Origin of the sequence: Glycomyces harbinensis, assembly GCF_900101745.1 — a bacterium.
Lineage (GTDB): Bacteria > Actinomycetota > Actinomycetes > Mycobacteriales > Micromonosporaceae > Glycomyces > Glycomyces harbinensis.
Window position 1 is genome coordinate 138,911 of sequence record NZ_FNAD01000015.1, and the last position, 21,031, is coordinate 159,941.

The 21,031-nt window shown below is 72.8% G+C and carries 20 protein-coding genes and 1 pseudogene; 2 read left to right on the forward strand and 19 right to left on the reverse strand.

Annotation, left to right across the window (positions count from 1 at the left end; genetic code table 11):
* Nucleotides 1-113: 113 nt before the first annotated feature.
* A complete protein-coding gene (locus BLQ63_RS21290) occupies nucleotides 114-1,337 on the reverse strand; it encodes an acetyl-CoA C-acetyltransferase (RefSeq protein WP_091039540.1) in 1,224 nt (407 codons plus the stop codon).
* A gap of 78 nt (nucleotides 1,338-1,415) precedes the next feature.
* On the reverse strand, nucleotides 1,416-2,621 hold the full coding sequence (locus tag BLQ63_RS21295; RefSeq protein ID WP_091039541.1) for an acyl-CoA dehydrogenase family protein: 1,206 nt from the start codon (nucleotides 2,619-2,621) through the stop codon (nucleotides 1,416-1,418).
* 85 nt (nucleotides 2,622-2,706) lie between these two features.
* Here BLQ63_RS21295 and BLQ63_RS21300 point away from each other — a divergent pair, with 85 nt between their 5' ends.
* Complete coding sequence (locus BLQ63_RS21300) at nucleotides 2,707-3,135, forward strand: acyl-CoA thioesterase (RefSeq protein WP_218125399.1); 429 nt, start codon at nucleotides 2,707-2,709, stop codon at nucleotides 3,133-3,135.
* Here BLQ63_RS21300 and BLQ63_RS21305 read toward each other — a convergent pair.
* The 6 genes from BLQ63_RS21305 to BLQ63_RS21330 are packed head-to-tail and all read right to left on the reverse strand — an operon-like array spanning nucleotide 3,132 to nucleotide 10,215.
* On the reverse strand, nucleotides 3,132-4,718 hold the full coding sequence (locus BLQ63_RS21305) for an AMP-binding protein (RefSeq protein WP_091039543.1): 1,587 nt from the start codon (nucleotides 4,716-4,718) through the stop codon (nucleotides 3,132-3,134). The two genes, BLQ63_RS21300 and BLQ63_RS21305, sit on opposite strands and share 4 nt — an antisense overlap.
* Nucleotides 4,715-5,956, reverse strand: a complete 1,242-nt coding sequence (locus BLQ63_RS21310; protein ID WP_245681036.1) for an acyl-CoA dehydrogenase family protein — start codon at nucleotides 5,954-5,956, stop codon at nucleotides 4,715-4,717. Before BLQ63_RS21310 ends, BLQ63_RS21305 begins: the two co-directional genes overlap by 4 nt.
* A complete protein-coding gene (locus BLQ63_RS21315) occupies nucleotides 5,932-6,987 on the reverse strand; it encodes a phosphotransferase family protein (RefSeq protein ID WP_091039545.1) in 1,056 nt (351 codons plus the stop codon). The genes BLQ63_RS21310 and BLQ63_RS21315 overlap by 25 nt, the downstream gene beginning before the upstream one ends.
* 55 nt (nucleotides 6,988-7,042) lie before the next feature.
* Nucleotides 7,043-8,302 (reverse strand): ABC transporter substrate-binding protein, encoded by a 1,260-nt coding sequence (locus BLQ63_RS21320; RefSeq protein ID WP_091039546.1) that lies wholly within the window; start codon nucleotides 8,300-8,302, stop codon nucleotides 7,043-7,045.
* 9 nt (nucleotides 8,303-8,311) lie between these two features.
* Nucleotides 8,312-9,340 carry a branched-chain amino acid ABC transporter permease gene (locus BLQ63_RS21325; RefSeq protein WP_091039547.1) on the reverse strand — a complete coding sequence of 343 codons (1,029 nt, stop codon included), beginning with the start codon at nucleotides 9,338-9,340 and terminating at the stop codon, nucleotides 8,312-8,314.
* Nucleotides 9,337-10,215, reverse strand: coding sequence for a branched-chain amino acid ABC transporter permease (locus BLQ63_RS21330; RefSeq protein ID WP_091039548.1), 879 nt, complete (start codon nucleotides 10,213-10,215; stop codon nucleotides 9,337-9,339). Before BLQ63_RS21330 ends, BLQ63_RS21325 begins: the two co-directional genes overlap by 4 nt.
* Before the next feature lie 65 nt (nucleotides 10,216-10,280).
* Here BLQ63_RS21330 and BLQ63_RS28580 point away from each other — a divergent pair, with 65 nt between their 5' ends.
* A complete protein-coding gene (locus tag BLQ63_RS28580; RefSeq protein ID WP_177155034.1) occupies nucleotides 10,281-10,448 on the forward strand; it encodes a hypothetical protein in 168 nt (55 codons plus the stop codon).
* Nucleotides 10,449-11,374: 926 nt separating this feature from the next.
* Here the strand turns inward: BLQ63_RS28580 and BLQ63_RS21335 are convergent.
* The 11 genes and pseudogenes from BLQ63_RS21335 to BLQ63_RS21385 all read right to left on the reverse strand — a co-directional run.
* A complete protein-coding gene (locus BLQ63_RS21335) occupies nucleotides 11,375-12,091 on the reverse strand; it encodes an ABC transporter ATP-binding protein (RefSeq protein ID WP_091039549.1) in 717 nt (238 codons plus the stop codon).
* Nucleotides 12,088-12,885 carry an ABC transporter ATP-binding protein gene (locus BLQ63_RS21340; protein WP_091039550.1) on the reverse strand — a complete coding sequence of 266 codons (798 nt, stop codon included), beginning with the start codon at nucleotides 12,883-12,885 and terminating at the stop codon, nucleotides 12,088-12,090. The genes BLQ63_RS21335 and BLQ63_RS21340 overlap by 4 nt, the downstream gene beginning before the upstream one ends.
* Nucleotides 12,886-13,003: 118 nt before the next feature.
* The gene (locus BLQ63_RS21345) at nucleotides 13,004-13,738 is read right to left on the reverse strand and encodes a glucose 1-dehydrogenase (RefSeq protein WP_091039551.1); all 735 of its coding nucleotides are present in this window, start codon (nucleotides 13,736-13,738) and stop codon (nucleotides 13,004-13,006) included.
* The gene (locus tag BLQ63_RS21350) at nucleotides 13,735-14,703 is read right to left on the reverse strand and encodes a zinc-binding dehydrogenase (RefSeq protein WP_091039552.1); all 969 of its coding nucleotides are present in this window, start codon (nucleotides 14,701-14,703) and stop codon (nucleotides 13,735-13,737) included. The genes BLQ63_RS21345 and BLQ63_RS21350 overlap by 4 nt, the downstream gene beginning before the upstream one ends.
* 4 nt (nucleotides 14,704-14,707) lie before the next feature.
* On the reverse strand, nucleotides 14,708-15,292 hold the full coding sequence (locus BLQ63_RS21355) for a TetR/AcrR family transcriptional regulator (RefSeq protein WP_091039553.1): 585 nt from the start codon (nucleotides 15,290-15,292) through the stop codon (nucleotides 14,708-14,710).
* 12 nt (nucleotides 15,293-15,304) lie between these two features.
* Nucleotides 15,305-16,045, reverse strand: a complete 741-nt coding sequence (locus tag BLQ63_RS21360; RefSeq protein ID WP_091039554.1) for an SDR family oxidoreductase — start codon at nucleotides 16,043-16,045, stop codon at nucleotides 15,305-15,307.
* 156 nt (nucleotides 16,046-16,201) lie between these two features.
* Nucleotides 16,202-17,404: an ROK family transcriptional regulator gene (locus BLQ63_RS21365; protein ID WP_091039555.1), complete on the reverse strand. Its 1,203-nt coding sequence runs from the start codon at nucleotides 17,402-17,404 to the stop codon at nucleotides 16,202-16,204.
* 43 nt (nucleotides 17,405-17,447) lie between these two features.
* Nucleotides 17,448-18,347: a DUF6807 domain-containing protein gene (locus BLQ63_RS21370; protein ID WP_091039556.1), complete on the reverse strand. Its 900-nt coding sequence runs from the start codon at nucleotides 18,345-18,347 to the stop codon at nucleotides 17,448-17,450.
* Nucleotides 18,348-18,395: 48 nt separating this feature from the next.
* Nucleotides 18,396-19,277: a DUF6807 domain-containing protein gene (locus tag BLQ63_RS21375; RefSeq protein WP_091039557.1), complete on the reverse strand. Its 882-nt coding sequence runs from the start codon at nucleotides 19,275-19,277 to the stop codon at nucleotides 18,396-18,398.
* Nucleotides 19,270-20,775: a glycoside hydrolase family 43 protein gene (locus BLQ63_RS21380; RefSeq protein WP_091039558.1), complete on the reverse strand. Its 1,506-nt coding sequence runs from the start codon at nucleotides 20,773-20,775 to the stop codon at nucleotides 19,270-19,272. Before BLQ63_RS21380 ends, BLQ63_RS21375 begins: the two co-directional genes overlap by 8 nt.
* A gap of 13 nt (nucleotides 20,776-20,788) precedes the next feature.
* Nucleotides 20,789-21,031 (reverse strand): annotated as a pseudogene (locus BLQ63_RS21385) (carbohydrate ABC transporter permease); the annotation flags it as partial.

A 21,031-nucleotide genomic window follows, 5' to 3' on the forward strand; every position in this document is an offset into this window, starting at 1 on the left:
CGCCGCATGCCCTGATCGGCCGGGCCGCGGTCACCTGCCGCCTGCCCGGAGGGGAAGAGGGAGAACGTAAGAGCGGCGCGGCCCTCGTGAGGCCGCGCCGCTTTCAGTGTGACTCAAAGTCGTTCGAGCACCATGGCCATGCCCTGGCCGCCGCCCACGCACATGGTCTCCAGGCCGTAGCGTCCGCCGCGGTCCCCCAACGCGTTCAGGAGCGTGGAGGTGATCCGCGCGCCGGTCATCCCGAACGGGTGCCCGACCGCGATCGCCCCGCCGTTGACGTTGAGCCGGTCGGGGTCGATGCCCAGCTCCCGCGCCGAGGGGATCACCTGGGCGGCGAAGGCCTCGTTGATCTCCACGAGGTCGATGTCGTCGATGCTCAAGCCCGCCAGCGCCAGTGCGCGCCGGGAGGCCTCGACGGGACCGAGTCCCATGATTTCCGGGGACAGGCCGCTGACGCCGGTGGAGACGATGCGGGCGATCGGCTCGATGCCGAGTTCCCCGACCATCCGCTCGGAGACGACGACCACGGCGGCGGCGCCGTCGTTGAGCGGGCACGCGTTCCCGGCGGTGACGGTGCCGCCGGGGCGGAACACCGGGTCGAGGCCCGCGAGCTTCTCGACGGTGGTGCCGGCGCGGGGCCCGTCGTCGGCGCTGACGACGGTGCCGTCCGCGAGGGCGACCGGGGTGATGTCGCGGGCCCAGAACCCTGCGGCGATGGCCGCTTCGGCGCGCTGCTGGCTGCGGGCGGCGAAGGCGTCCTGCTCCTCGCGGGTGACGCCGTAGAGGGCGGCGACGTTCTCGGCGGTCTGGCCCATGGCGATGTAGGGGTCCGGCAGGAGACCCTTCTCGCGCGGGTCGGTCCACTCGGGATCGCCGCCGCCCGCCCGCCTCGCCGTCCGGCTCAAGGCCTCGGCGAAGGCGGGGTTCTCCAGTTCGGCCCCGGGGATGGCGTCGCTGGAGCCGATGTCCATGCCGCTGACCGATTCGACGCCGGCGGAGACGAACACGTCGCCTTCGCCGGCCTTGACGGCGTGGAAGGCCATCCGAGTGGTCTGGAGGCTGGACGAGCAGTAGCGGGTGACGGTGGCGCCGGGCACGGTGTCCCAGCCGAGCAGGACGGCGACGATGCGGGCCATGTTCATGCCCTGTCTGCCGCCGGGCAGCCCGCACCCGAGCAGGAGGTCGTCCACCATGGACGGATCCAGTCCCGGCACCTTCGCGACGGCCGCGCGGACCATCTGCGCGGCGAGGTCGTCGGCGCGGGCGTCTTTGAGCGATCCCTTGTGGGCGCGGCCGATGGGCGAGCGCGCGGTCGCGGCGATGTAGGCCTCGGTCATGGCGTTTCCTTACCGTGTAGTCGGGTTGTGGGCCTCGGTCGGGCGTTCGGCGTGGATGCCGGCGTGCGGGCCGTGCGGTCAGACGAATGCCTGGATGCCGGTGATCGCCCGGCCGACGATCAGGGTGTTCATGTCGTAGGTGCCCTCGTAGGAGTAGACGGCCTCGGCGTCGGCGAAGAAGCGGGCGACGCCGTGGTCGAGCTGGATGCCGTTGCCGCCGAGGACGTCGCGGCAGCGGGCGACGACGTCCCTCATGCGGGCGCTGCAGAAGGCCTTGGCCATGGCGGCGTGCTCGTCGCGGCGGGTGCCGGCGTCCTCCATCTGGGAGACGCGGACGCAGACGGCGAGTCCGGCGGTGACGTCGGCGAGCGATTCGGCGAGCTTCTGCTGCACGAGCTGGAAGGAGGCGATGGGGCGGCCGAACTGCTCGCGCTCCTTGGCGTAGCGGACGGCGGCCTCGTACGCGCCGACGGCGATGCCCATGGCCTCCCAGGCGACGCCGATCCTGGTGGGGCCGAGGACGCCCGCGAGGTCGCGGAAGGAGTCGATCTTCTGGAGGCGGTCGGTCTCGGGTACTTCGACGCCGGCGAGCGTGATGTCGGCGTTCTGGACGCCGCGCAGGGACTGCTTGCGCTCGATCTTCTCGGCCTTGAAGCCGGGGGCGTCCTTGCGGACGATGAAGCCCTTGACCTGGTTGTCGTCGATGTCCTTGGCCCAGATGACGGTGATGTCGGCGAAGGTGGCGTTGCCGATCCAGCGCTTGGCGCCGTCGAGGGTCCAGGTGTCGCCGCGGCGGACGGCGGTGGTGCGCAGGCCGCGGGCGGTGTCGGAGCCGGCGAGGGGCTCGGTGAGGCCGAAGGCACCGATGATCTCGCCGCGGCCCATGCGCGGGAGCCATTCGGCCCGCTGGGCGTCGGAGCCGCCGACGCCGATGGCGCCCATGGCGAGGCCCGAGGTGACGCCGACGAACGTGGCGAAGGAGGCGTCGACGCGGGCGATCTCGACGGCGGCCCAGCCGCGGAAGAGCGTGCTGTTGGGGAAGCGGCGCGACTCGGGCCACATGGTGCCGATGACGCCGGTCGCGGCGATGCCGGGGATGAGGTGGTGGGGGAACTCGGCGCGGTCCCAGTAGTCGTCGGCGATGGGGCGGACTTCGCGTTCCATGAACGTGCGCAGGCGGAGCGCGGCCTCGCGCTCGACGGGTGTGAGCAGGTCCTGGAACGAGAAGAAGTCGGCGTCGAGCACCGGAGCCTCGGTCCCCGCCTTCCCATTCGCTGTCGTCATCGGTACTCCTCTCGTCGCGATCCGGCCGGACCGACCAGTCGGTATGTGGTTAGTATGCTTGGACCTTCTCCCGTTAGGAGCGCCCGTGACCTACCGCCATCCGTTCCCGCTGCGCTGGAACGACAACGACCAGTACGGCCACATGAACAACGCCGTGTACTACGAGGCCATGGACTCTGCGGTGAACACCTGGATGATGCGCCGCGCGGCCCTGGAGCCGGGAGGCGGGGTCATCGGCCTGGCCCGGGCCTCCTCGTGCGAGTTCCTGGCCTCGGCCTCGTTCCCCGAGACCGTGGAGGTCGACGTCGCCGTGGCCCGCCTGGGTCGCACGTCGATCACGTGGGACCTGGCGATCCTGCGCGAGGGCGCGCCCGATCGGGGCGAGCCGCTGGCGCTGGGCCGGTTCACGCACGTGTTCGTGGACAGGGAGCACCGGCGCCCGGTGCCGGTGCCCGCGCCGATCCGCGCGGCCGTCGAGGCCGAGCTGCGGATCGGCGAGGACGTCACGATCTAGCTCCCGTACGTCTGCTGGAGTTCGCGTTTGAGGACCTTCCCGCTCGCTCCGAGCGGGAGGGCCTCGACCACGTGGACCACGCGCGGGTACTTGTAGGCGGCGACCTTCTCCTTCATGTACGCCACGACCTCGGCGGCGTCCACGGCCTGACCCTCGGCGGCGACGACCGCGGCGTGCACCTCCTGGCCGTGCGTCTCGTGCGGCACGCCGAACACCGCGCCCATCGACACGGCGGGGTGGCGCGCGAGCACGGCCTCCACTTCGGTCGGATACACGTTGTAGCCGTTGCGGATGATCATGTCCTTCTTGCGGTCCACGATGGTGGTGACCAGGTCGGCGTCGACGGTGCCGAGGTCGCCGGTGCGGAACCAGCCGCCGATGACGGTCCGGGCGGTCGCGTCGGAGCGCCCCAGGTAGCCCTTCATGATGTTGTGGCCGCGCACGACGATCTCGCCGAGCGCGCCCGGCTCGGTGAGGAACTCGATCCGGTCCTCCACGTCGGGGTCGGCGACGGCCACGTCCACGCCCCAGTACGGGGTGCCGACGGTCCCGGGCCGGATCGGCTCGCCGATGTTGTTGAAGGTGGCGACCGGCGAGGTCTCGGTGAGCCCGTAGCCTTCGTGCACTTCGGCCCCGAAGGTCGCCTCGAAGGCCTCGAGGAGCGCGGCCGGGAGCGCGGCGCCGCCGGAGACGGCGTACCGCAGCGACGGCAGCTCGGGGGCGCGCTTGGCGGCCTCGATGATCTGCGCGAAGTTCGTGGGCACGGCCGTGAACAGGGTCCCGCCGTGCTTCACCAGCAGCGCCAGCGCCTCGTCGGGGTCAAACTTCGGCAGCAGGATGATCGAGGCCCCGCGACGGAACGCGATGTTGAGCACGGCCATCTGCCCGAAGGAGTGGAAGAACGGCAGGCCGCCGTAGAGCACGTCGTCGGGCCGCACGTCGAAGGCGTCGATGAGGGCGCAGTGGATCTGCTCGACCATCGCCAGGTGCGAGCCGACGGCGCCCTTGGGCGTGCCGGTGGTCCCGGAGGTGTAGAGCACGGTGGCGGCGGCGAGCGGGTTCATCGGCGCGTACCGCTCGATGGGTTCCGCTTGGGCCGCTTCGGCTTCGAGCCGGGCGACGGGTGCGCCGCCGATCTCCAGGCCTTCGGGGGCGAGGACGGTGACTAGCGGGACGCCGGCGCGTGCGGCGGCCGGTGCGGCCTCGGCGAGGAGCGGTGCGGCGGCGACCAGGACGTCGGCGCCGGAGTCCTGGAGGACGAACTGGATCTCGTCGGCCTTGAACAGCAGGTGGACCGGGACGACGACCGCGCCGAGGGCGAGGGCCGCGTAGTAGACGCGCGGGAAGTCGGGCACGTTCGGCACGATCATCGCCACGCGCGAGCCGTGGCCGATGCCGCGGGCGGCGAGCGCTCCGGCGTAGGCGCGGGTCTGGTCCCACAGGTCGCCGTACTTGACGGTGTGGCCCATGAAGTGGAGGGCCGGGGCGTCGGGTCGGCGGCGGGCGGTCTCGGCGAGGATGGCCGCGATCGAGAGGGTCCCCTCGCCGGGGCCGTCGATGGCGGGGTCGCTCTGGTGCGTCATTGCACTACTCCTTCGGATGCGGGTGTCGGTAGCCGCAGTTCGGCCTTGCCGAGTGCGGCCAGGTGGACTTCGTCGGGGCCGTCGGCCAGCCGCATGGCGCGGCTGGCGGCGAGCATCTCGGCGAGCGGGTGGTCGCCGCTGAGGCCGGCGGCTCCGAAGAGCTGCACGGCCCGGTCGAGGATGCGCTCGACCGCTCGGGGGACGGCGATCTTGATCGCCTGGATCTCTCGGCGCGCTTCGCGGTTGCCGACGGTGTCCATGAGCCAGGCGGTCTTGAGCACCAGGAGGCGCAGGGCCTCGACCTCGACGCGGGCCTCGGCGGCCCAGGTGCGGACGACGCCTTGGCGGGCGAGCGGCCCGCCGAAGGCGACGCGCTCGTTCGCCCTGTCGCGGAACAGGTCGAGGGCGCGTTCGGCCATGCCGAGGGCCCTCATGCAGTGGTGGATGCGGCCGGGTCCCAAGCGCGCCTGGGCGATGGCGAAGCCCTCGCCTTCGGCGCCGAGGAGGTTCGCGGCCGGGACGCGGACGTCCTCGAACCGGATCTCGGCGTGGCCGCCGTGGTCGCGGTCGTCGTAGCCCAGGACGGTGAGCGGGCGCACGATGTGGACGCCGGGGGTGTCGCGCGGGACGATGACCATGGACTGCTGGCGGTGCCGGGCGCCGCTGGGGTCGGTCTTGCCCATGACGATGAGCAGCCGGCAGTCGGGGTTCATCGCGCCGGTGGCGAACCACTTGCGTCCGTTGACGACGTACTCGCCGCCCTCGCGGTGGACGCGGGTCCCGATCTGGGAGGCGTCGGAGGAGGCCGTGCCGGGTTCGGTCATGCAGAAGGCGGAGCGGATCCGGGCGTCCAGGAGCGGTTCGAGCCAGGTCTCGCACTGCTCCGGGGTGCCGAAGTGGGCGAGGAGCTCCATGTTGCCGGTGTCCGGTGCGGCGCAGTTCATCGCTGCCGGAGCGAGCCGGGGGCTGCGGCCGGTGAGCTCGGCGACGGGCGCGTAGCGGAGGTTGGACAGGCCGCCGCCGAGGCCGTGCGGGCCCGGCGGCAGGAACAGGTTCCACAGGCCCCGTTCGCGTGCGGCGGCCTGGAGCTCGCGCACCACGGGGCGCACGGTCCAGTCGCCGGGGGTGGCCTCGACCTGCGCGGCGAGCACGGGTTCGGCCGGGAGCACGTGCTTGTCGATGAAGTTCTGGGCCTCGTCGACGAAGGCCCGGGTCATCTCGTCGGGTCGGAAATCCACAGGCCCTCCTCGGCCAGGGGCGCGACCAGCGCGCCGATGCGGTCGAAACCTTCGCCGACGGTCTGCCCGCCGACGTAGCGGTAGTGCACGCCCTCGAGGATCACGCCCAGCTTGAAGCAGGCGAAGGCGCGGTACCAGCCCAGGTCGGGGACCGCGATCCCCGCGCGGGCGGCGTAGGCGTCCACGACCTCCTCGAAGTCGGGGTAGCCCGCGCCGGGGACGATCGCCCCGGCCGCAGCCTCGCCGCCGGCGAGTTCCCTGATGTGCCAGTACATGCCGAGCATCCCCAGGTCCACGAGGGGATCGCCGATGGTGGCCATCTCCCAGTCGAGGACCGCGGCGACGTGCGGGGCGTCGGCGGGGCCGGCGACGAGCATGTTGTCGAGCCGGTAGTCGCCGTGGACGATCCCCGAGCGCGCCGGGCCGGCCGGGACGGCGGCGGCCAGGCGCTCCTGGAGCGCGTCGAGGGCGGGCTGCTCGCGCGAGCGTGAGGCCTCGTACTGGCGCCGCCACGTCCGCATCTGCCGCTCCAGGTACCCGTCGGGGCGGCCGAAGTCGCCCAGGCCGACCGACTCGGGGTCGACGGCGTGGAGGTCCGCGAGGATCTCCGCGACGCCGGTCCCGAGCCGGTGCAGGCCCTGGGGGGTCCAGGCGGCGTTGCGCGACGGGTCGTCAAGCACGGTGCCCTCGACGTGTTCCATGACGAAGAAGACCGTGCCCGTGACCTCGGCGGCCGCGGCGTCGTCCACGACATCCACTGTAGACGGCACGGGGACGAGTCCGCGCAGGGCCGAGATCACCCGGTGCTCGCGGCGCATGTCGTGCGCCGTGGGCAGCGCGTGGCCCAGCGGGGGGCGGCGCACCACCAGCGGCGCCTTCGCGCCCTCCACCCGGTAGGTGAGGTTCGAGCGCCCGCCGTCGATCAGGGACGCGCGCAGCGGTCCCTCGCCGGCGAGCCCCGGGTGCTCCCGGGCCAGCCATCGGCCGAGTCCGGCCACGTCCAGTCCGGGAACGCCGTTCGCCTCGGTCATCGGTCTCCTTCTCTGTTGCGGGCCGAGGTCCGCCCGGAGGTTCCGGGCGGCCCCTCTAGCCCGGGATGCCTTCGTTCTCCAGCGGGACGGGGTCCGGCTCCACAGGAGACACGGCTCCGGCCGACACCTCGTAGGCGCTGTCCACATAGTCCTGAAGGCCCTCGTTCACCACCGTGATGCCCACGCCCCGGTACGCGGCGTGGTCGTCGGCGCTGTACGACAGCGGCAGGATGCCGTTGCCCACCAGGTCGCCCGACTCCACCGCGGCCACCAGGGACTCGCGGGTCGGATCCTCGCCCGCGGCGGCCAGCGCCTCCGCGAACAGGTACCCGACGCTCATCCCGAAGATCGTGTTCCCGGTGAACGGCGCGCCGTCGTTGTAGTCCGCGTTGATCTGCTCGAACAGCGAGACCCAGTCGCCGCCGGGACTGAACGGCAGGTAGTTGACGCTCACCATGCCTTGCAGCAGGACCGGGGCCAGCTCCTCGCCCAGGTAGCCGGCGAGGGTCGGGTAGTCCGCGCCCGAGGACGAGACGTACCACTTCGGGAACCACTCCATCTCCGCGGCCGTGCCGACCGCCATCGCGGTGAACCCGTTGATGGTGCCCAGCACGTTGATCTCGCACTCGGCCGCCATCATCGCGCCGATCTGCGCGGTCAGGTCCTCCGCGGAGGTCGTGTAGGACTGGACCTCGGTGATCGCGTTCGAGCCGATCACGGTCTCGACGCCCTCCACGATGCCCTCGCCGTAGTCGTCGTCCTGGCCGAGCACGCAGATCTTCGCGTCCGGGGCCTGCTCGACCGCGTACTGCGCCAGGGCCGCGCCCTCGGTGACGTAGTCGGCGTTGAACGCGAACGTGTTCTCGTAGACGCCCGGCTGGTTCCAGGTCAGCGACCCCGAGGAGACGAAGAGGTCCGGGACGCCCTGCTGGTCGAGGTAGTCCAGGACCGAGGAGTGGGTGGGCGTGCCGAGGCCGTTGACGACCGCGAAGACCTTCTCCTCGGTGACCAGCTCGCGCACGGCGGTCTGGGTCGCGGCGGGGTCGTAGCCGTCGTCCTTGACGACGTACTCGATGTCGCGGCCGTGGATGCCGCCGTTGTCGTTGACGTAGGCGAAGTAGGCCGCGGTGGCGGCCGAGATCGTCGAGTACCCGGCGGCGGCCGGGCCGGTCAGGGGCTGGTGGGTCCCGATGGTCACCGTGTCGTCGGTGACGCCGGGCACCGCCTCGTCGTCGCCGGGGGTGCTGCACGCGGTCAGCGCGAGCGCCGCCGCGGCCGATACGGCCGCCGCAGTCCTGATGGTTCTGGTTCGCATGTTGTCCGATCACCTCTCTGTGGTCGTTGAAGGGGTTGCGAAGCGGGAGGGCCGGGCGGCGCGGAGCCGGTCGAGCAGGCGGGCGGCGCCGCCCGGCCAGGCGAGGGTCATCGCGATGAGGCCCGCGCCGAAGAGCAGCACGGCGAGGTTGCCGTCCAGGCGCTGCCCGAGGTCGGAGGGAGTAGCGGCGACGATTTCGTCGACGCCCCAGGGGAGGAGGACGACCAGGACGGACCCGATCGCGGCCCCGCCGATGCTCCCGAGGCCGCCGATGACGGCGGCGACGACGAGCAGCAGGGAGAACGCCAGGCCGTAGCCGCCGGGGGTGACCTGCTGGGTGGCGATCGCGAGGACGGCGCCGCCGAGCCCGGCGGGGACCGCGCTGGCGACGAAGGCGCCGGCCTTCACGAGTCCGGGGTCCACTCCGGACAGCCGGGAGGCGGTCTCGTCGTCGAGGACGGCGCGCATGCGCAGTCCGGCGCGGCCGGAGCGGAGCATCACCAGGGGCGTGACGGCGAGGGCCGCGACGATGATGGCGAGCCAGGCGTGCCACTGCTCGAGGGCGATGAGGGCCGAGAGCGCTTCGGGGACGGCGAAGAACGGGGCGCGGGCGCCCTGGTCGGCGCCGAGCGGCAGTGTGCTGGCGGCCGAGGGCAGCGCGATCACGAGGGCGAGCGTGAGGCCCGCGAGGTAGGGGCCGCGCAGTCGTGCGGCGGCCAGGCCGAGCAGGAGCCCCAGGAGTCCGGAGACGGCGACGGCGCCGCCGAGTCCGGCGAGGAGCGAGAGCGCCCAGGGGCCTTCGACGGCGGTCGCGGTGAACGCGAAGCCGTAGCCGCCCGCGGCCATGAGGACCGCGTGGCCGAGCGAGAGCTGCCCGGTGAGTCCTACCAGGACGGTGAGTCCGGCGACCGCGGCGAAGCACGCCGCGATCGTGGCGAGCTGGTAGTTGCGGAACGGGTCGAGCCCGAAGGTCGCGCCGATCGCGAGGACGGTGAGCAGCAGGGCGCGCAGGGCGGTCTTCCAGCGGTTCGGGCTCATGCGGTCCGGGCCTCCTTCGCGCTGAAGATGCCGCCGGGCCGCACCAGCAGCACGAGCGTGAGCAGGGCCAGCACCGCGAGCGGCGCGGCCGCGGCGGAGGCGTAGCCGGTGACGAGGCTGACGAGCAGGCCCACGCCGATCCCGGCCAGGAGCGCGCCGACCGGCGAGTCGAGGCCGCCGATGACGGCGACGGCGAACGCGTTGACGAACAGGAGGTCGGCGGCGTGCGGGTTGAGCCCGAGTTCGGTGGGGACCAACAAGAGCGCGGCGAGCGCGGCGGTGGCGACCGCGAGCGCCCAGCCGAGGGTGACCATGCGCGGCACCCGCACGCCGAGGAGCCGGGAGGTCTCGGGGGCGAAGGCCGCGGCCCGCAGCTGAAGCCCGAGCGAGGTCCGTCCGAACAGAAGCGCAAGGCCGCCCATGACGACGGCCGCCGCGATGAGGATGAACAGGTCGTACGGGGAGAGCACGGGGACGCCGCCGATGATGAAGGGCCGCTCGGAGAACGGCGGGTGCATGGGCCGGTGCTCGGGGCCGAAGGCGATCGCGAGGCCGGCTTGGAGCACCATGACCAGGCCGATGGCGACGATGATGCCGGGCAGCGGGTTGTGGTGCGGGAGGCGGCGCATGAGGCCGCGTTCGACGGCCGCGCCGAGGAGCGCGCCGGAGGCGAGCCCGGTGAGCAGGCCGGCCCAGTAGGAGCCGGTCGCGGCGGTGACGGCGAAGGCCGCGTAGACGGCGGCGACGGCCATGGCCGCCTGCGCGAAGTTCACGACTCGCGCTGCGCGCCAGACGATCACGAGAGAAAGTGCGAAGAGCGCCAGGACCGCGCCGCGCGCGAGCCCGGCCGAGAGCAGGAAGACGAAGCGGTCCATCAGCGCACCTCGGATTCGGGCCGGAGGGAGGCGGGTGCGGTGAAGAGCCCAAGGAGCGCGTGGTCGTGGCACTGTCCGGCGGCGACACGCTCGTCCGCCGGGCCGCGCGCATCGGCGCGGACCTCAAGTCCGTCGACGTCGCCTCGGACGACGGCCGGGCGGCGGCCCATCGGTACCGCCAGGTCGGGGTGAAGCAGAACGGGTGCGAAGCGTCGGCCGGGCAGTGCCCGTGACTCGCGCCGACCGGATACCGACACGGCGCGACCCCGAAGCACGCGCACCGCCCGGTCGCGGTGGCCGGTTGCGTCGGAGACGGGGCAACGGCCCGTCGCCTCCCCCGCCGTGAACGCGGGGTGGCGGCCCACCGGTGTCCTCGGCGCGCAGGCGAAGCGCAGGTCCAGCGGCGCATCCGTGCCGCCGCGAGGGAGAGTTGCGAGGGCAGAGCGTCGACCGATGCGCGCCAACTGATCGAAGCGGGGGAACGCTCGTGTGACGGAGCCGGGGCGGCGGTCCTCCGGCAAGACCGCCGCGAACGCGAGGTGGCGGTCCGTCAGTGTCCTCGGTGCGGAAGCCGAAGGCCGGCCCGTCGGTGCTCCCGCATCGTGGCAAGGAGCATCGGAGGCGAAGCGGCGGGCCGCGCATGCCACCGGGCCAATGCTGAGGGACGCGCAAGTCTCGGAAGCGGAGCGACGGCCTGCCGGGTCCCCTACCGCGAACGCGGAAGGGTCACCCGCCGGCGCCCCCGGCGCGCAAGTGAAGCGCCGGTCCACCGGCCCTTCCGAACCACCGCGAAGACGACCTGCGGAGGCGAAACGGCGGCCCACGCACACCATCGGATCAACGCCGGGGAGCACGCAGGCGACGGAAGCGGTGCGGCGACCTTTCGGCGCCACCGCAAGCGCGGGATGACGGCCCGCCGGAGCCCTCGGCGCGAAAGCGAAACTCAGAACCATCGGCGCCTCCGCACCGCCGCAAGGACGAGCATCGGAGCCGAAGCGGCAGCCCAGATGCGCCACCGGACCGACGCCGAGACGCGCACTCGCGGAGACGGCGGGGCGGTGGTTGTTCTCCTCACCCGCCTCGAACGCAAGGTGGCGGGCCGTCGCCGCCGAGCTGCGGCGCAGTGGGGCAGATACGGGGTGAGTTCGGTGTTGTTCCATCAGAACCCCAGGTAGGCGTGGCGGAGGGCGGGGTCGGCCGCGAGTTCGGCGGCCGGGCGGTCGGCGACGATCGCGCCCAGGGACAGCACGACGCCGCGCTGGGCCACCGACAATGCGCCGGTGACGTTCTGCTCGGCGAGGAGCACGGTGAGGCCGGTGCGCGCCGCGGTCGCGCGCAGGACTCCGAGGAGCTGCGCGGTCGCCTGCGGCGCCAGGCCGAGCGAGGGCTCGTCGAGCAGCAGGACCTCGGGCCGGGCCATCAGCGCTCGGGCGAGTGCGAGCATCTGCCGCTCACCGCCCGAGAGGGTGTGCCCGGCGGCGTCGCGCCGCCGGTCCAGCGGCGGGAACAGCTCGTACATCTCCTCCACGGCCGCTTTCCGTGCGCGGGCGCGGTGGCGCCACAGGCCGCCGAGCCGCAGGTTCTCGTCCACCGTCAGCTCGACCACGACGCTGCGTCCCTCGGGGACGAGCGACAGGCCGCTCCGCACGCGATCCTCAGTGGACAGGTTGGTGAGGTCCCGTCCGCCGAGGAAGACGGCGCCGCTGCGGGCGGGTTCGAGCCCGGCGAGGGCCCGCAGCAGCGTGGTCTTCCCGGCGCCGTTCGCGCCGAGGAGCGCGACGACCGCGCCTTCGGCCATGTCGAGTTCGAGCCCGTCGATCACGGGGGCGCCGTCGCCGTAGCCGACGGTCAGGTCCTTGCAGGCGAAGGCGCTCATACGGAACCGCCTTCGCGCGCTGATCCGCGCCGTCCCGAGGACGAGTGCGAGACGGCCACCGCGTCGACGGCCTCCAGGCCGAGGTAGGCAGCCTCGACGGCCGGGTCGCGCTGCACCGCTTCGGGAGTGCCCGAGGCGATGACCTGGCCGAAGTCGAGCACCACGATCCGGTCGGCGACGTCCATGACGAAGTCGACGTGGTGCTCGACGAGCAGGACGGCGCAGCCGGTGCCGGCGACGCGGCGCACCGTCTCGGCGAGCGCGTCGATGTCGGCGGCGCCGAGTCCCCCGGCGGGCTCGTCGAGGAGCAGGAGCTTCGGGTCCGAGACGAGTGCGCGGGCGAGGGCCACGCGCTTGCGTTCCGGATAGGGCAGCGTCCCGGCGGGCCGGTCGGCCAGGTGCAGGAGTTCGAGTTCGGCGAGGCGGTCGCGGGCGCGGCCGAGCGAGTCCTTGGCGCGCAGACTCGTGAGCGGTACGAGCACGTTCTCCAGCACCGTCATGTGGTCGAAGAGCCCGAGGCCCTGGAGGGTGCGGGACACGCCGGCGGCGAGGAGGCCGGTGGCCCTGGCCGGGGCGGGGCGTCCGCCGATGCGGACGGTTCCCTTGCGGGGCTTCACGATCCCGCACACCGCGTTGAACACGGTGGTCTTGCCGGCCCCGTTGGGGCCGATGAGGGCGACGGTCTCGCCGTCGCGCACGGCGAAGTCCACGCCGCTGAGGGCGGTGAGGCCGCCGAAGGCCACTTCGAGGCCGTCCACCTCGAGTCGGGGGGTGGTGGAGGGAGGGGTCGTCATCGTCGTACTCGCACCTCTTCGTGTCGGAGTAGTGTCACCATACCGTGAATACCGACCGGACGGTATGTTGTGAGGACAGTGAATCCATATCGATATGTTGGCGGTCGCCGGCAGGGGCTTATGTGTGCGGGATGCCGGCGGTCATGCCGCCGTCCACGACGATCTCGGTACCGGTCAGGTAGGCCGAGGCGTCGCTCGCGAGGAACACGACCGTGCCCGCCAGGTCCCCCGGAGCGCCCGCGCGGCCCAGCGGGATGATGAGCCGGTCGGGGTCGATGCGGGTGGTCATGTCGGTGACGATGAACCCGGGGTGGATCGAGTTGACGCGGATGCCGTCGGGCCCGAGCTCGACCGCGAGCGACTTCGTCAGGCCGCGCACCGCGAACTTCGATGCGGTGTAACCGTGGAGGCGCACGCTGCCGCGCAGACCCTCCACAGAGGAGACGTTGACGATCGCGCCGCGCCCGGCGGCCTTCATCGTCGGCACGACCGCGCGGCAGCCGAGGAAGGTCCCGGTGAGGTTCACGCCGATGACCGCGTTCCACTTCTCGAGCGTGAAGTGCTCGATCGGCGCGGCGTTGGCGATCCCGGCGTTGTTCACCAGGACGTCCACGGCCCCGAAGACATCGATCGTCTCGGCGACGGCGCGGTCCCAGGCGTGCTCGTCGGTCACGTCGAGTTCGATGAAGCGCGCGGTCTCGCCGAGGTCGTCGGCCAGCGCCTTGCCTTGGTCCGCAAGCACGTCGGCGACGACGACCCGAGCTCCGGCGCCGTGGAGCGCGCGCACGTAGACCTCGCCGATGCCGCGCGCGCCGCCGGTCACGATCGCCACGCGCCCTTGCAGATCGGTCATGCGTCCACCTTCACGACGAGTCGGCCGGTGGTGTCGCCTCCCGCGAGGCGCTGCACGGCCGAGGCCGCCTCGGTGAAGTCCACGACGTCGCCGACGACGGGCCGCACGGCGCCTTCGGCGGCGAGGCGGGTCAGTTCGGCGTGGGCCTCGGCGACGAGGTCGGGGCGGCGCTTCTGATAGAGGGCCCAGTGGAGGCCCAGGACGCTGTAGTTCTTGACGAGGGCCAGGTCGGCGCGCACGGGCGGCACGACGCCGGAGGCGAAGCCGACCACGACGATGCGGCCCTCGAACGCGACGCAGCGGGCCGAGCCTTCGAAGGCCTTGCCGCCCACGGGGTCGAAGACGACTTCGGCGCCGCCGAGGCCTTTGACGGCTTCGGTCCAGGCGTCGTCGCGCAGCAGGACTTCGGTGGCCCCGGCGTCCTTGGCGACCTGGACCTTGGCGGCCGAGCCGACCACGCCGACGACGGTGGCCCCGGCGGCGGCGCCGAGCTGGCAGGCCGCGGTGCCGACCCCGCCGGCGGCGGCGTGCACGAGCAGCGTCTCTCCACGTTGGAGCCGGGACCGGCGGTGGAGGCCGAACCACGCGGTCTGGTAGGCGATGAGGAGGGCCGCGGCGGAGGCGTCGTCGAGCGCGTCGGGGGCGGGGTGCACCGACCACGAGGGGACGGCGGCGTATTCGGCCATGACGCCGATCTTGGAGGCGACCACGCGGTCGCCGATATCTACGCCGGTGACGCCTTCGCCGCGGGCGACGACGTCGCCGCACAGTTCGATGCCGGGGATGAACGGCAGCTCGGGCCGCTCCTGGTACTGGCCGCGGGCGAGCAGCACGTCGGGGAAGTTCACGGCGACGGCGCGGGTCCGCAGCAGGACCTCGCCGGGGCCGGCGACGGGCACGTCGACCTCGTGGAGGCCCATGACGCTCTCGGGTTCGCCGTGGGCGGTGATCCGCCACGCGCGCATGGTGTCAGCCATCGATCCTCCGGAGGCTTCGCAGGAACAGTTCGGTCAGCTGCGCGGCGACCTCGCCGGGGTCTTCGGGGCCTTCGGACGAGAACCAGTGCGGCAGGTAGTGGACGTCGGAGAAGAAGTGGGCGATGAGGACGGACGTCGAGACGTCGTCGCGGAAGCGGCCCTCGGCCTTGCCCGCGTCGATGAGCTCGGCGAACTTGTCGTGGTACTCGCGCCTGCGGCGCTTGACCTCCGCGCGGCGCTCGGGGGTGAGCATGTGCTGGCTGCGGAAGAAGACGGTGCCCTCGGGCAGGAAGTCGATCGAGGTGATGATGACGTCCTCGCACGCGGACCGCAGGACCTCCTCGGTCTCGCCGCCGGCCTTGACGATGTCGTCGAGGCGCCGCTTCTGGAGCGAGAGCATCCGCTCGTAGACGGCGAAGAGGAGGTCGTCCTTGGAGGTGAAGTAGTGGTACATGGCGCCCTTGGTGACGCCCGCGGCCTCCACGATCTGCTGGACGCTGGTGTTGGCGTATCCCTGCTCGGCGAACAGGCCGAGGGCGGCGCGCAGGACTTCGTCGGCGACGTTCTTGGTCTTCATGGGTCTCATCCTTCACCCCGCCTGGCGGATGCTCGCGCCGCCGTCGACCAGGAGGGTCTGGCCGGTGACCCACGCGGCGTCCTCGGAGAGGAGGAACGCGGCGGGCCCGGCGACGTCGTCGGGTTCGCCCAGGCGGGCCATCGGGTAGGCGCGGATGACCTTGTCCTCGCGGCCCTCGTACAGGGCTTTGGAGAGGCGGGTCTTGACGACGGCGGGCGCGAGGGCGTTGACGCGCACTGCGGGCGCGAGTTCGTCGGCGAGCTGCATCGTCAGGTTCACCAAGGCGGCCTTGGAGATCCCGTAGAAGGCGATATTGGGGCTGGCGGAGGTGCCGGCGATGGAGGCCATGTTGAGGACCGACCGCAGGCGGCCCGCGGCGGCGGCCGCCTTGGTCCACTCCAGGGCGGCGATCACGTTGACCTCGAAGATCTTCCGGGCCGCGTCGAGGTCCATGTCGGACAGCGGGCCCCAGACGGGGTTGATGCCCGCGTTGTTGACGAGGTGGTCGATGCCGCCGAAGCGCTCGGCGGCACGGGATATGGCGGCGGCGCGGTGCTCGGCGTCGTCGGCCTTGCCCGCGACGCCGAGCGCGCGGTCCTCGCCGAGGGAGGCGACGGCCTCCTTCAGGGCCTCCTCGTCGCGGCCGGTGATGACGACGGACGCGCCCTCGGAGACGAGTCGGCGGGCGACGGCGAGGCCGATGCCCCTGCTCGCGCCGGTGATCAGGGCGACGCTGCCCTCGAACCTCTGCATGCACAACTCCAAACCGTCTGGTCGGTATGTAGTTGACGGTACCATGCGCCACCCGTCGAAGGAAGCCTCGAATACGAAGGCGACGACCGGGTGCCGAAGGATCGGGGGCCGGTTCGCCGCGCCCGCCCGACTGCTCGCCCCCGCTCGGCCGTCCGGTCAGCGTTGGGCCGCGAGCCAGGCGGCCGGGTCGGCGCCGATGCGGTCGATCACGCTCGCGGCGGCGCCGATCGCGGCCGCGTCCGGGCCGAGCGTCGCGGGCCGCACCGTGATCGGCGCCCACGCGGCCGACAGCACCCGCTGGTTCACCTCGGCCTGCACGCCCGAGATGAGCCACGAGGAGAGCAGCGCGAAGCTCCCTCCCAACAGGACGGTGTCGATGTCGAGGAGGTTGAGCACGTTGGCGAGCGCGACCCCGAGCGCGTGCGCCGCGGTCTCCAGGGCCGCCAGGGTCTCGGGCCGGCCAGCGTCGGCCCAGGCGGAGATCGCCGCGTCCGGCGTGGTCCCCTCCGGCAGGGTCTCGCCGCCGAGGATCGCGGCGAGGCTCGCATAGGTCTGGAGGCAGCCCCTTGCGCCGCAACGGCACGGCTTGCCCTCGGGGTCGACCGTGACGTGCCCGAGTTCGCCGCCCCAGCCGTGCGAGCCGCGCAGCGGGCGCCCGTCGAGGATGATCCCGGCGCCGATGTCGAGACTGCCCGAGACGTAGACGAAGTGGTCGAGCACGCCGTCGGTGTGCGACCGGGCGGCGCGCAGCTCGCCCCGGGCGGCGAGGTTCGCCTCGTTGTCGACGGCGCAGGCGAGGCCGAGGTGGCCGATCCGCTCTTCGAGCAGCGCCCCCGCGTCCACCGAGCGCCAGCCGAGCGCGGGCGCGGTGCGCACGATCCCGCCGTCCGTGGGGCCCGGCACGGCGAGCGTCGCGGAGATGACCGTGAGGCCTTCGCGCGTGGCGGCTTCGACGGCCTCGGTCGCCATGCGGCCCAAGCGGTCGAGCACGGCCGGGGCCTCGGGGTCGGTGAACGGCGCGAACGCCAGGTGACGCACCGAGCCGGTGAGGTCGACGACGCACGCGGCCAGGCCGTCCGTGCGGATGTCCAGCCCCAGCCCGGCCGGGCCGGAGCGCGAGAGCTGCAACCCCATGCGGGGCCGGCCCGCCCGCCCGTCCGAGGTCGCGCCCGTCTCGGTGACGAGCCGCCCGGCGATGAGCTCCTCCACGATCCGCGTGATCGTGGGCCGCGTCAGCCCGGTCGCGGACGCGAGTTCGGTGCGGGACATCGAACCCGGGGCGGCGAGGAGGCGCCGCAGCACCAGTTCGAGGTTGAGCGCGCGCAACCGCTCCTGCCTGGCGGGATCGTCGGCTCTCATGCCGACCGCGCTTGCTCGATGAGCGAGTTCGGGACGAATCCGCTCATGCCGGTCGCGCCGCGTCCGCGAGCGCGGCGGCCGCGTCCTCGCCGAGGTTTCCGTCTGCCACGACAGCGAGGATATGCCGGGTGATCCGGGCACCGGCCTCCAGCACCAGTGGACGGTCCCATGTGAGCGAGGAGCCGACCCCGAGATAGTCGCGGGCGCGCACGAACCACCGGTCCGCGGCGGTCGTCGCGTCGGCGGCCAGGAACAGCATCGTCCACTCGCGACCATCCCGGTTCCGGCCGGAGACGGCGACCCAGGGCGCGGTGGTGCCGTTGACGGCGCGCTCGCCGGACCCGCCCGGGCTGAGCACCCGCACCTGCTCGGTGGCGGCCGGGCCGCGCCAGAAGAACCCGCCGTACCCGGCGCCGACGCGCCCGAGCGCGGCCGGGCTGCGGATCGTCAGCGGACGGTCCGTCGCATTCGTCAACCGGGTCTCGACGCCGAGGATCCAGGCGGTGCCGTTCAAAGGGGCGCAGTCGATCGAGCGGCGCTCGCGCAGCAGCGCGGCCCCGTCCGCGTCGACCCACTGGAGCGTGTGCGCCAGCGCCGAGTCGGTGTGCCGCAGCCAGCGCCGGTGCCGTTGGGCGCCATGGTCGTCGAGCCAGGCGGGGCCGTGCCCGGCGACGAAGGTGCGCCCGCCCCAGAAGTTGCGGCCGCCGATGTCGGGCGCGGCGATCGAGATGCCGAGCTGGTGGGTGTGCGAATGCGGCCGCGCGTCGGTCACGAGGCACCCGGCGAGCGTGCGCACGGGGTGGAGGAACGGCCGCGGCGCGGTCGAGGCCGGCAGCTGCGACCGCCACACGTAGCTCGCCACCTCGCGCCCGTCGACCTGCAGGCGGACGGCGTCGGGCGGCCGGTCGGCGACCATCGACCGAGTCGTGCCGGAGTGCTCCATTGCGCCTCCAAATCCGCGGCTCGCCAGTGTCCCAGTGCGCGCCATCGTCTACGCCTCGCGGGGTGCGGGGCTCGCGGCGACGGTCTCGACCAGGGCTTCCACTGCCCCCGCGTCGAGGGCGCCGTCCGCGATCACAGTGATGATACGACGCCGGGGGCCCTCGCCGGGAAGGGCTTTCAAGGGCTGGGACCAGGCGAGCGACGGGCCGACGCCGACGTAGTCGCCGCCGCGCACGAACCACGGCTCGTCCGGTCCCGCCTCGGGGACGAACACGAGCGTCCACGGGTCGGGGCCCTTGGCGCTCAAGGCGAGCCAGGCGGCGCAGGCCCCGTGGAGGCGGTCCTCGCCCGCGACGCCGGGGCCGAGGATGCGGACGCTGCGCAGGCCGCGCCGGGCCCGCCAGAAGAACCCGCCGTATCCGGCGCCCGTGCGGCCCTTCGCTCCCGGGCTGGAGATGACGAGCGGATCGGCGGTGAGGTTCTGGAGCGAATAGCGGAAGTCCAGGGCCCAGGCGCGGTCGTCGACCGGGCGCGCGGCGATGCGGCGGCGCTCGCGCATGATCGCGGTCCCGTCGATGCGGGTCCAGCGCAGCTCGTGCGCGAGCACCGCGTCGGTGCGGGCCTCCCACCGGTGGTGGCGCTGCACGCCGTGGTTGGGCAGCGGCACCGATCCCCTGCCGCGCACATAGGTGCGCCCGCCCCAGAAGTTCGCGCCGCCCACGTCGGGCACGGCGACGCTCGCGCCGAGGTGGTGCAGGTGGTCGGGCGGCATCGCCTCGGTCACCCCGATACCCGAGAGCGTGCGCACCGGATGCAGGAAAGGCCTGGGCGACAACGTGTTCGGCACGTGGGGCCGCCACACGTACTCGGCGACGGCACGGCCGCCGAGCCGCAGTTCATGCGTCTGCACCAGGGTGAGCGGGTCATTCATAGTCACCGGCGCGGCCCTCGGTGACGCGCAGCGGGCCGAACGCGGCGGCGCCCGAGGCCAGGGCCTGCGACGTGGTCGCGAAGAGGCCGAGCGCGGCGCCCACCCAGCGGCCCTCGGTGGCCTGGAAGACCGGGCCGACCTGGCGCGGGACGGCCCCGGCGAGGAACCGGCAGCGTCCGCCCGCGTCGACGTCCACGCCGATCCGCTCGGTGTCCCCGGCGGGTTCGCGGACGAGTTCCACGGCGACGTCGTCCTCGAAGACCCGGTAGACGAGGTCGAAGCCGTCCTCGTTGCGCTCCAGTCCGATCCACGCGAAGGTGTCGCCGACGACGGCCAGTCCCGCCCGCGCGCCCGGCTCGGCGTCGAGGCGCAGTTCCGTCCGGGCCTGGAACCGCTCGGCGGGCAGGCGCTGCCCCAGGAGGTTCGGCAGGAACCGCAGGTCGTCGCCGCCGGGGACGCAGGCGAGGCGCAGGCCGTCGTGCGCGGTGCCCCAACGGGGTTCGGGGTTGGCCTGCCAGGCCCACTGCGGGCCGATGCCGGTGGCGAAGTCGTCCGAGGCGTCCGGTGCGGTCAGCGGCCCGGCGCCGGAGGGTTTGGCGTGCGACGCGACGGGTTCGCCGTCGTCGCCGATCACGGGCCAGCCGTCCTCGCCCCAGCGCATCGGCTGGAGGTGCACGACGCGACCGTACGGGCCCTTGTCCTGGAAGTGCAGGAACCAGTCCGAGCCGTCGGCGTCCGCGACCCACGAGCCCTGGTGGGGGCCGTTGACGTCGCTGCCGCCCTGTTCGAGGACGATGCGGTCCTCGTAGGGCCCGAAGGGATCGCGGGAGCGGAACGCCGACTGCCAGCCTTCGGCGACGCCGCCGGCGGGCGCGAAGATCCAGTACCACTCGCCGCGCTGGTAGAACTTGGGGCCTTCGAGGGTCCGGTAGCCGGGGAGGCCGTCGCCGTCGATGACGACAACGCCTTCGTCCAGGAGTTCGGTCGCGTCGGGGCTCATGCGGTGCACGGTGAGCCGGTTGTTGATCCCGGCGCGGCTCTTGGCCCACCCGTGCACGAGGTAGGCGCTGCCGTCGTCCGCCCACAGGGGACATGGATCGATGAGCCCCTTGCCGGCCTTCAGAACCCGAGGACGCGTCCAAGGTCCGGCCGGGTCCTCGGCGGAGGTGACGAACAGGCCCCGGTCGGGGTCGGGGTACACGATCCGGAAGCGCCCGTCGTGATGGCGCAGAGCCGGGGCCCACACGCCGCCGCCGCGCTGCGGGGTCGAGAAGTCGGCCTCGGGTTCGAGCCGGGTGAGGGCGTGGCCGATGATCGTCCAGTTCACCAGGTCGCGGCTGTGCAGGACCGGCAGGCCCGGCACCCGGTGGAAGCTCGACGCGGTCATGTAGAAGTCGTCGCCGACCCTGACGGCGTCGGGGTCGGACCAGTCCGCGTGCAGGACGGGGTTGCGGTAGGTGCCGTCGCCGTTGTCGGCGGACCAGTGCAGCTGCTTCAAGGCGTTCCGTTCGTTATTTGAGGCCGGTGGTGGCGATGCCCTTGACGAGGTACTTCTGTCCCGCGATGAAGAAGCCGATGATCGGCGCGAGCGACAAGACCGACATGGCGAACATCGGCCCCCACGCGGACTGGCCCTCGGAGTCCACGAACTGCCTGAGCGCCAAGGGGACCGTGTACAGCTCGGGATCGGTCAGGTACAGGAGCGGGCCGAAGAACTCGTTCCACACCGAGATGAACGTGAAGATCGCGGTGGT

Coding starts and splice junctions, on each gene's coding strand:
- BLQ63_RS21365 (WP_091039555.1), bottom strand. CDS start 17,404: ATGAGAGCCGACGATCCCGCCAGGCAGGAGCGGTTGCGCGCGCTCAAC.
- BLQ63_RS21320 (WP_091039546.1), bottom strand. CDS start 8,302: ATGCGAACCAGAACCATCAGGACTGCGGCGGCCGTATCGGCCGCGGCG.
- BLQ63_RS21355 (WP_091039553.1), bottom strand. CDS start 15,292: ATGAAGACCAAGAACGTCGCCGACGAAGTCCTGCGCGCCGCCCTCGGC.
- BLQ63_RS21295 (WP_091039541.1), bottom strand. CDS start 2,621: ATGACGACAGCGAATGGGAAGGCGGGGACCGAGGCTCCGGTGCTCGAC.
- BLQ63_RS21325 (WP_091039547.1), bottom strand. CDS start 9,340: ATGAGCCCGAACCGCTGGAAGACCGCCCTGCGCGCCCTGCTGCTCACC.
- BLQ63_RS21305 (WP_091039543.1), bottom strand. CDS start 4,718: ATGACGCACCAGAGCGACCCCGCCATCGACGGCCCCGGCGAGGGGACC.
- BLQ63_RS21290 (WP_091039540.1), bottom strand. CDS start 1,337: ATGACCGAGGCCTACATCGCCGCGACCGCGCGCTCGCCCATCGGCCGC.
- BLQ63_RS21340 (WP_091039550.1), bottom strand. CDS start 12,885: ATGACGACCCCTCCCTCCACCACCCCCCGACTCGAGGTGGACGGCCTC.
- BLQ63_RS21370 (WP_091039556.1), bottom strand. CDS start 18,347: ATGGAGCACTCCGGCACGACTCGGTCGATGGTCGCCGACCGGCCGCCC.
- BLQ63_RS21330 (WP_091039548.1), bottom strand. CDS start 10,215: ATGGACCGCTTCGTCTTCCTGCTCTCGGCCGGGCTCGCGCGCGGCGCG.
- BLQ63_RS21335 (WP_091039549.1), bottom strand. CDS start 12,091: ATGAGCGCCTTCGCCTGCAAGGACCTGACCGTCGGCTACGGCGACGGC.
- BLQ63_RS21345 (WP_091039551.1), bottom strand. CDS start 13,738: ATGACCGATCTGCAAGGGCGCGTGGCGATCGTGACCGGCGGCGCGCGC.
- BLQ63_RS21350 (WP_091039552.1), bottom strand. CDS start 14,703: ATGCGCGCGTGGCGGATCACCGCCCACGGCGAACCCGAGAGCGTCATG.
- BLQ63_RS21315 (WP_091039545.1), bottom strand. CDS start 6,987: ATGACCGAGGCGAACGGCGTTCCCGGACTGGACGTGGCCGGACTCGGC.
- BLQ63_RS21360 (WP_091039554.1), bottom strand. CDS start 16,045: ATGCAGAGGTTCGAGGGCAGCGTCGCCCTGATCACCGGCGCGAGCAGG.
- BLQ63_RS21375 (WP_091039557.1), bottom strand. CDS start 19,277: ATGAATGACCCGCTCACCCTGGTGCAGACGCATGAACTGCGGCTCGGC.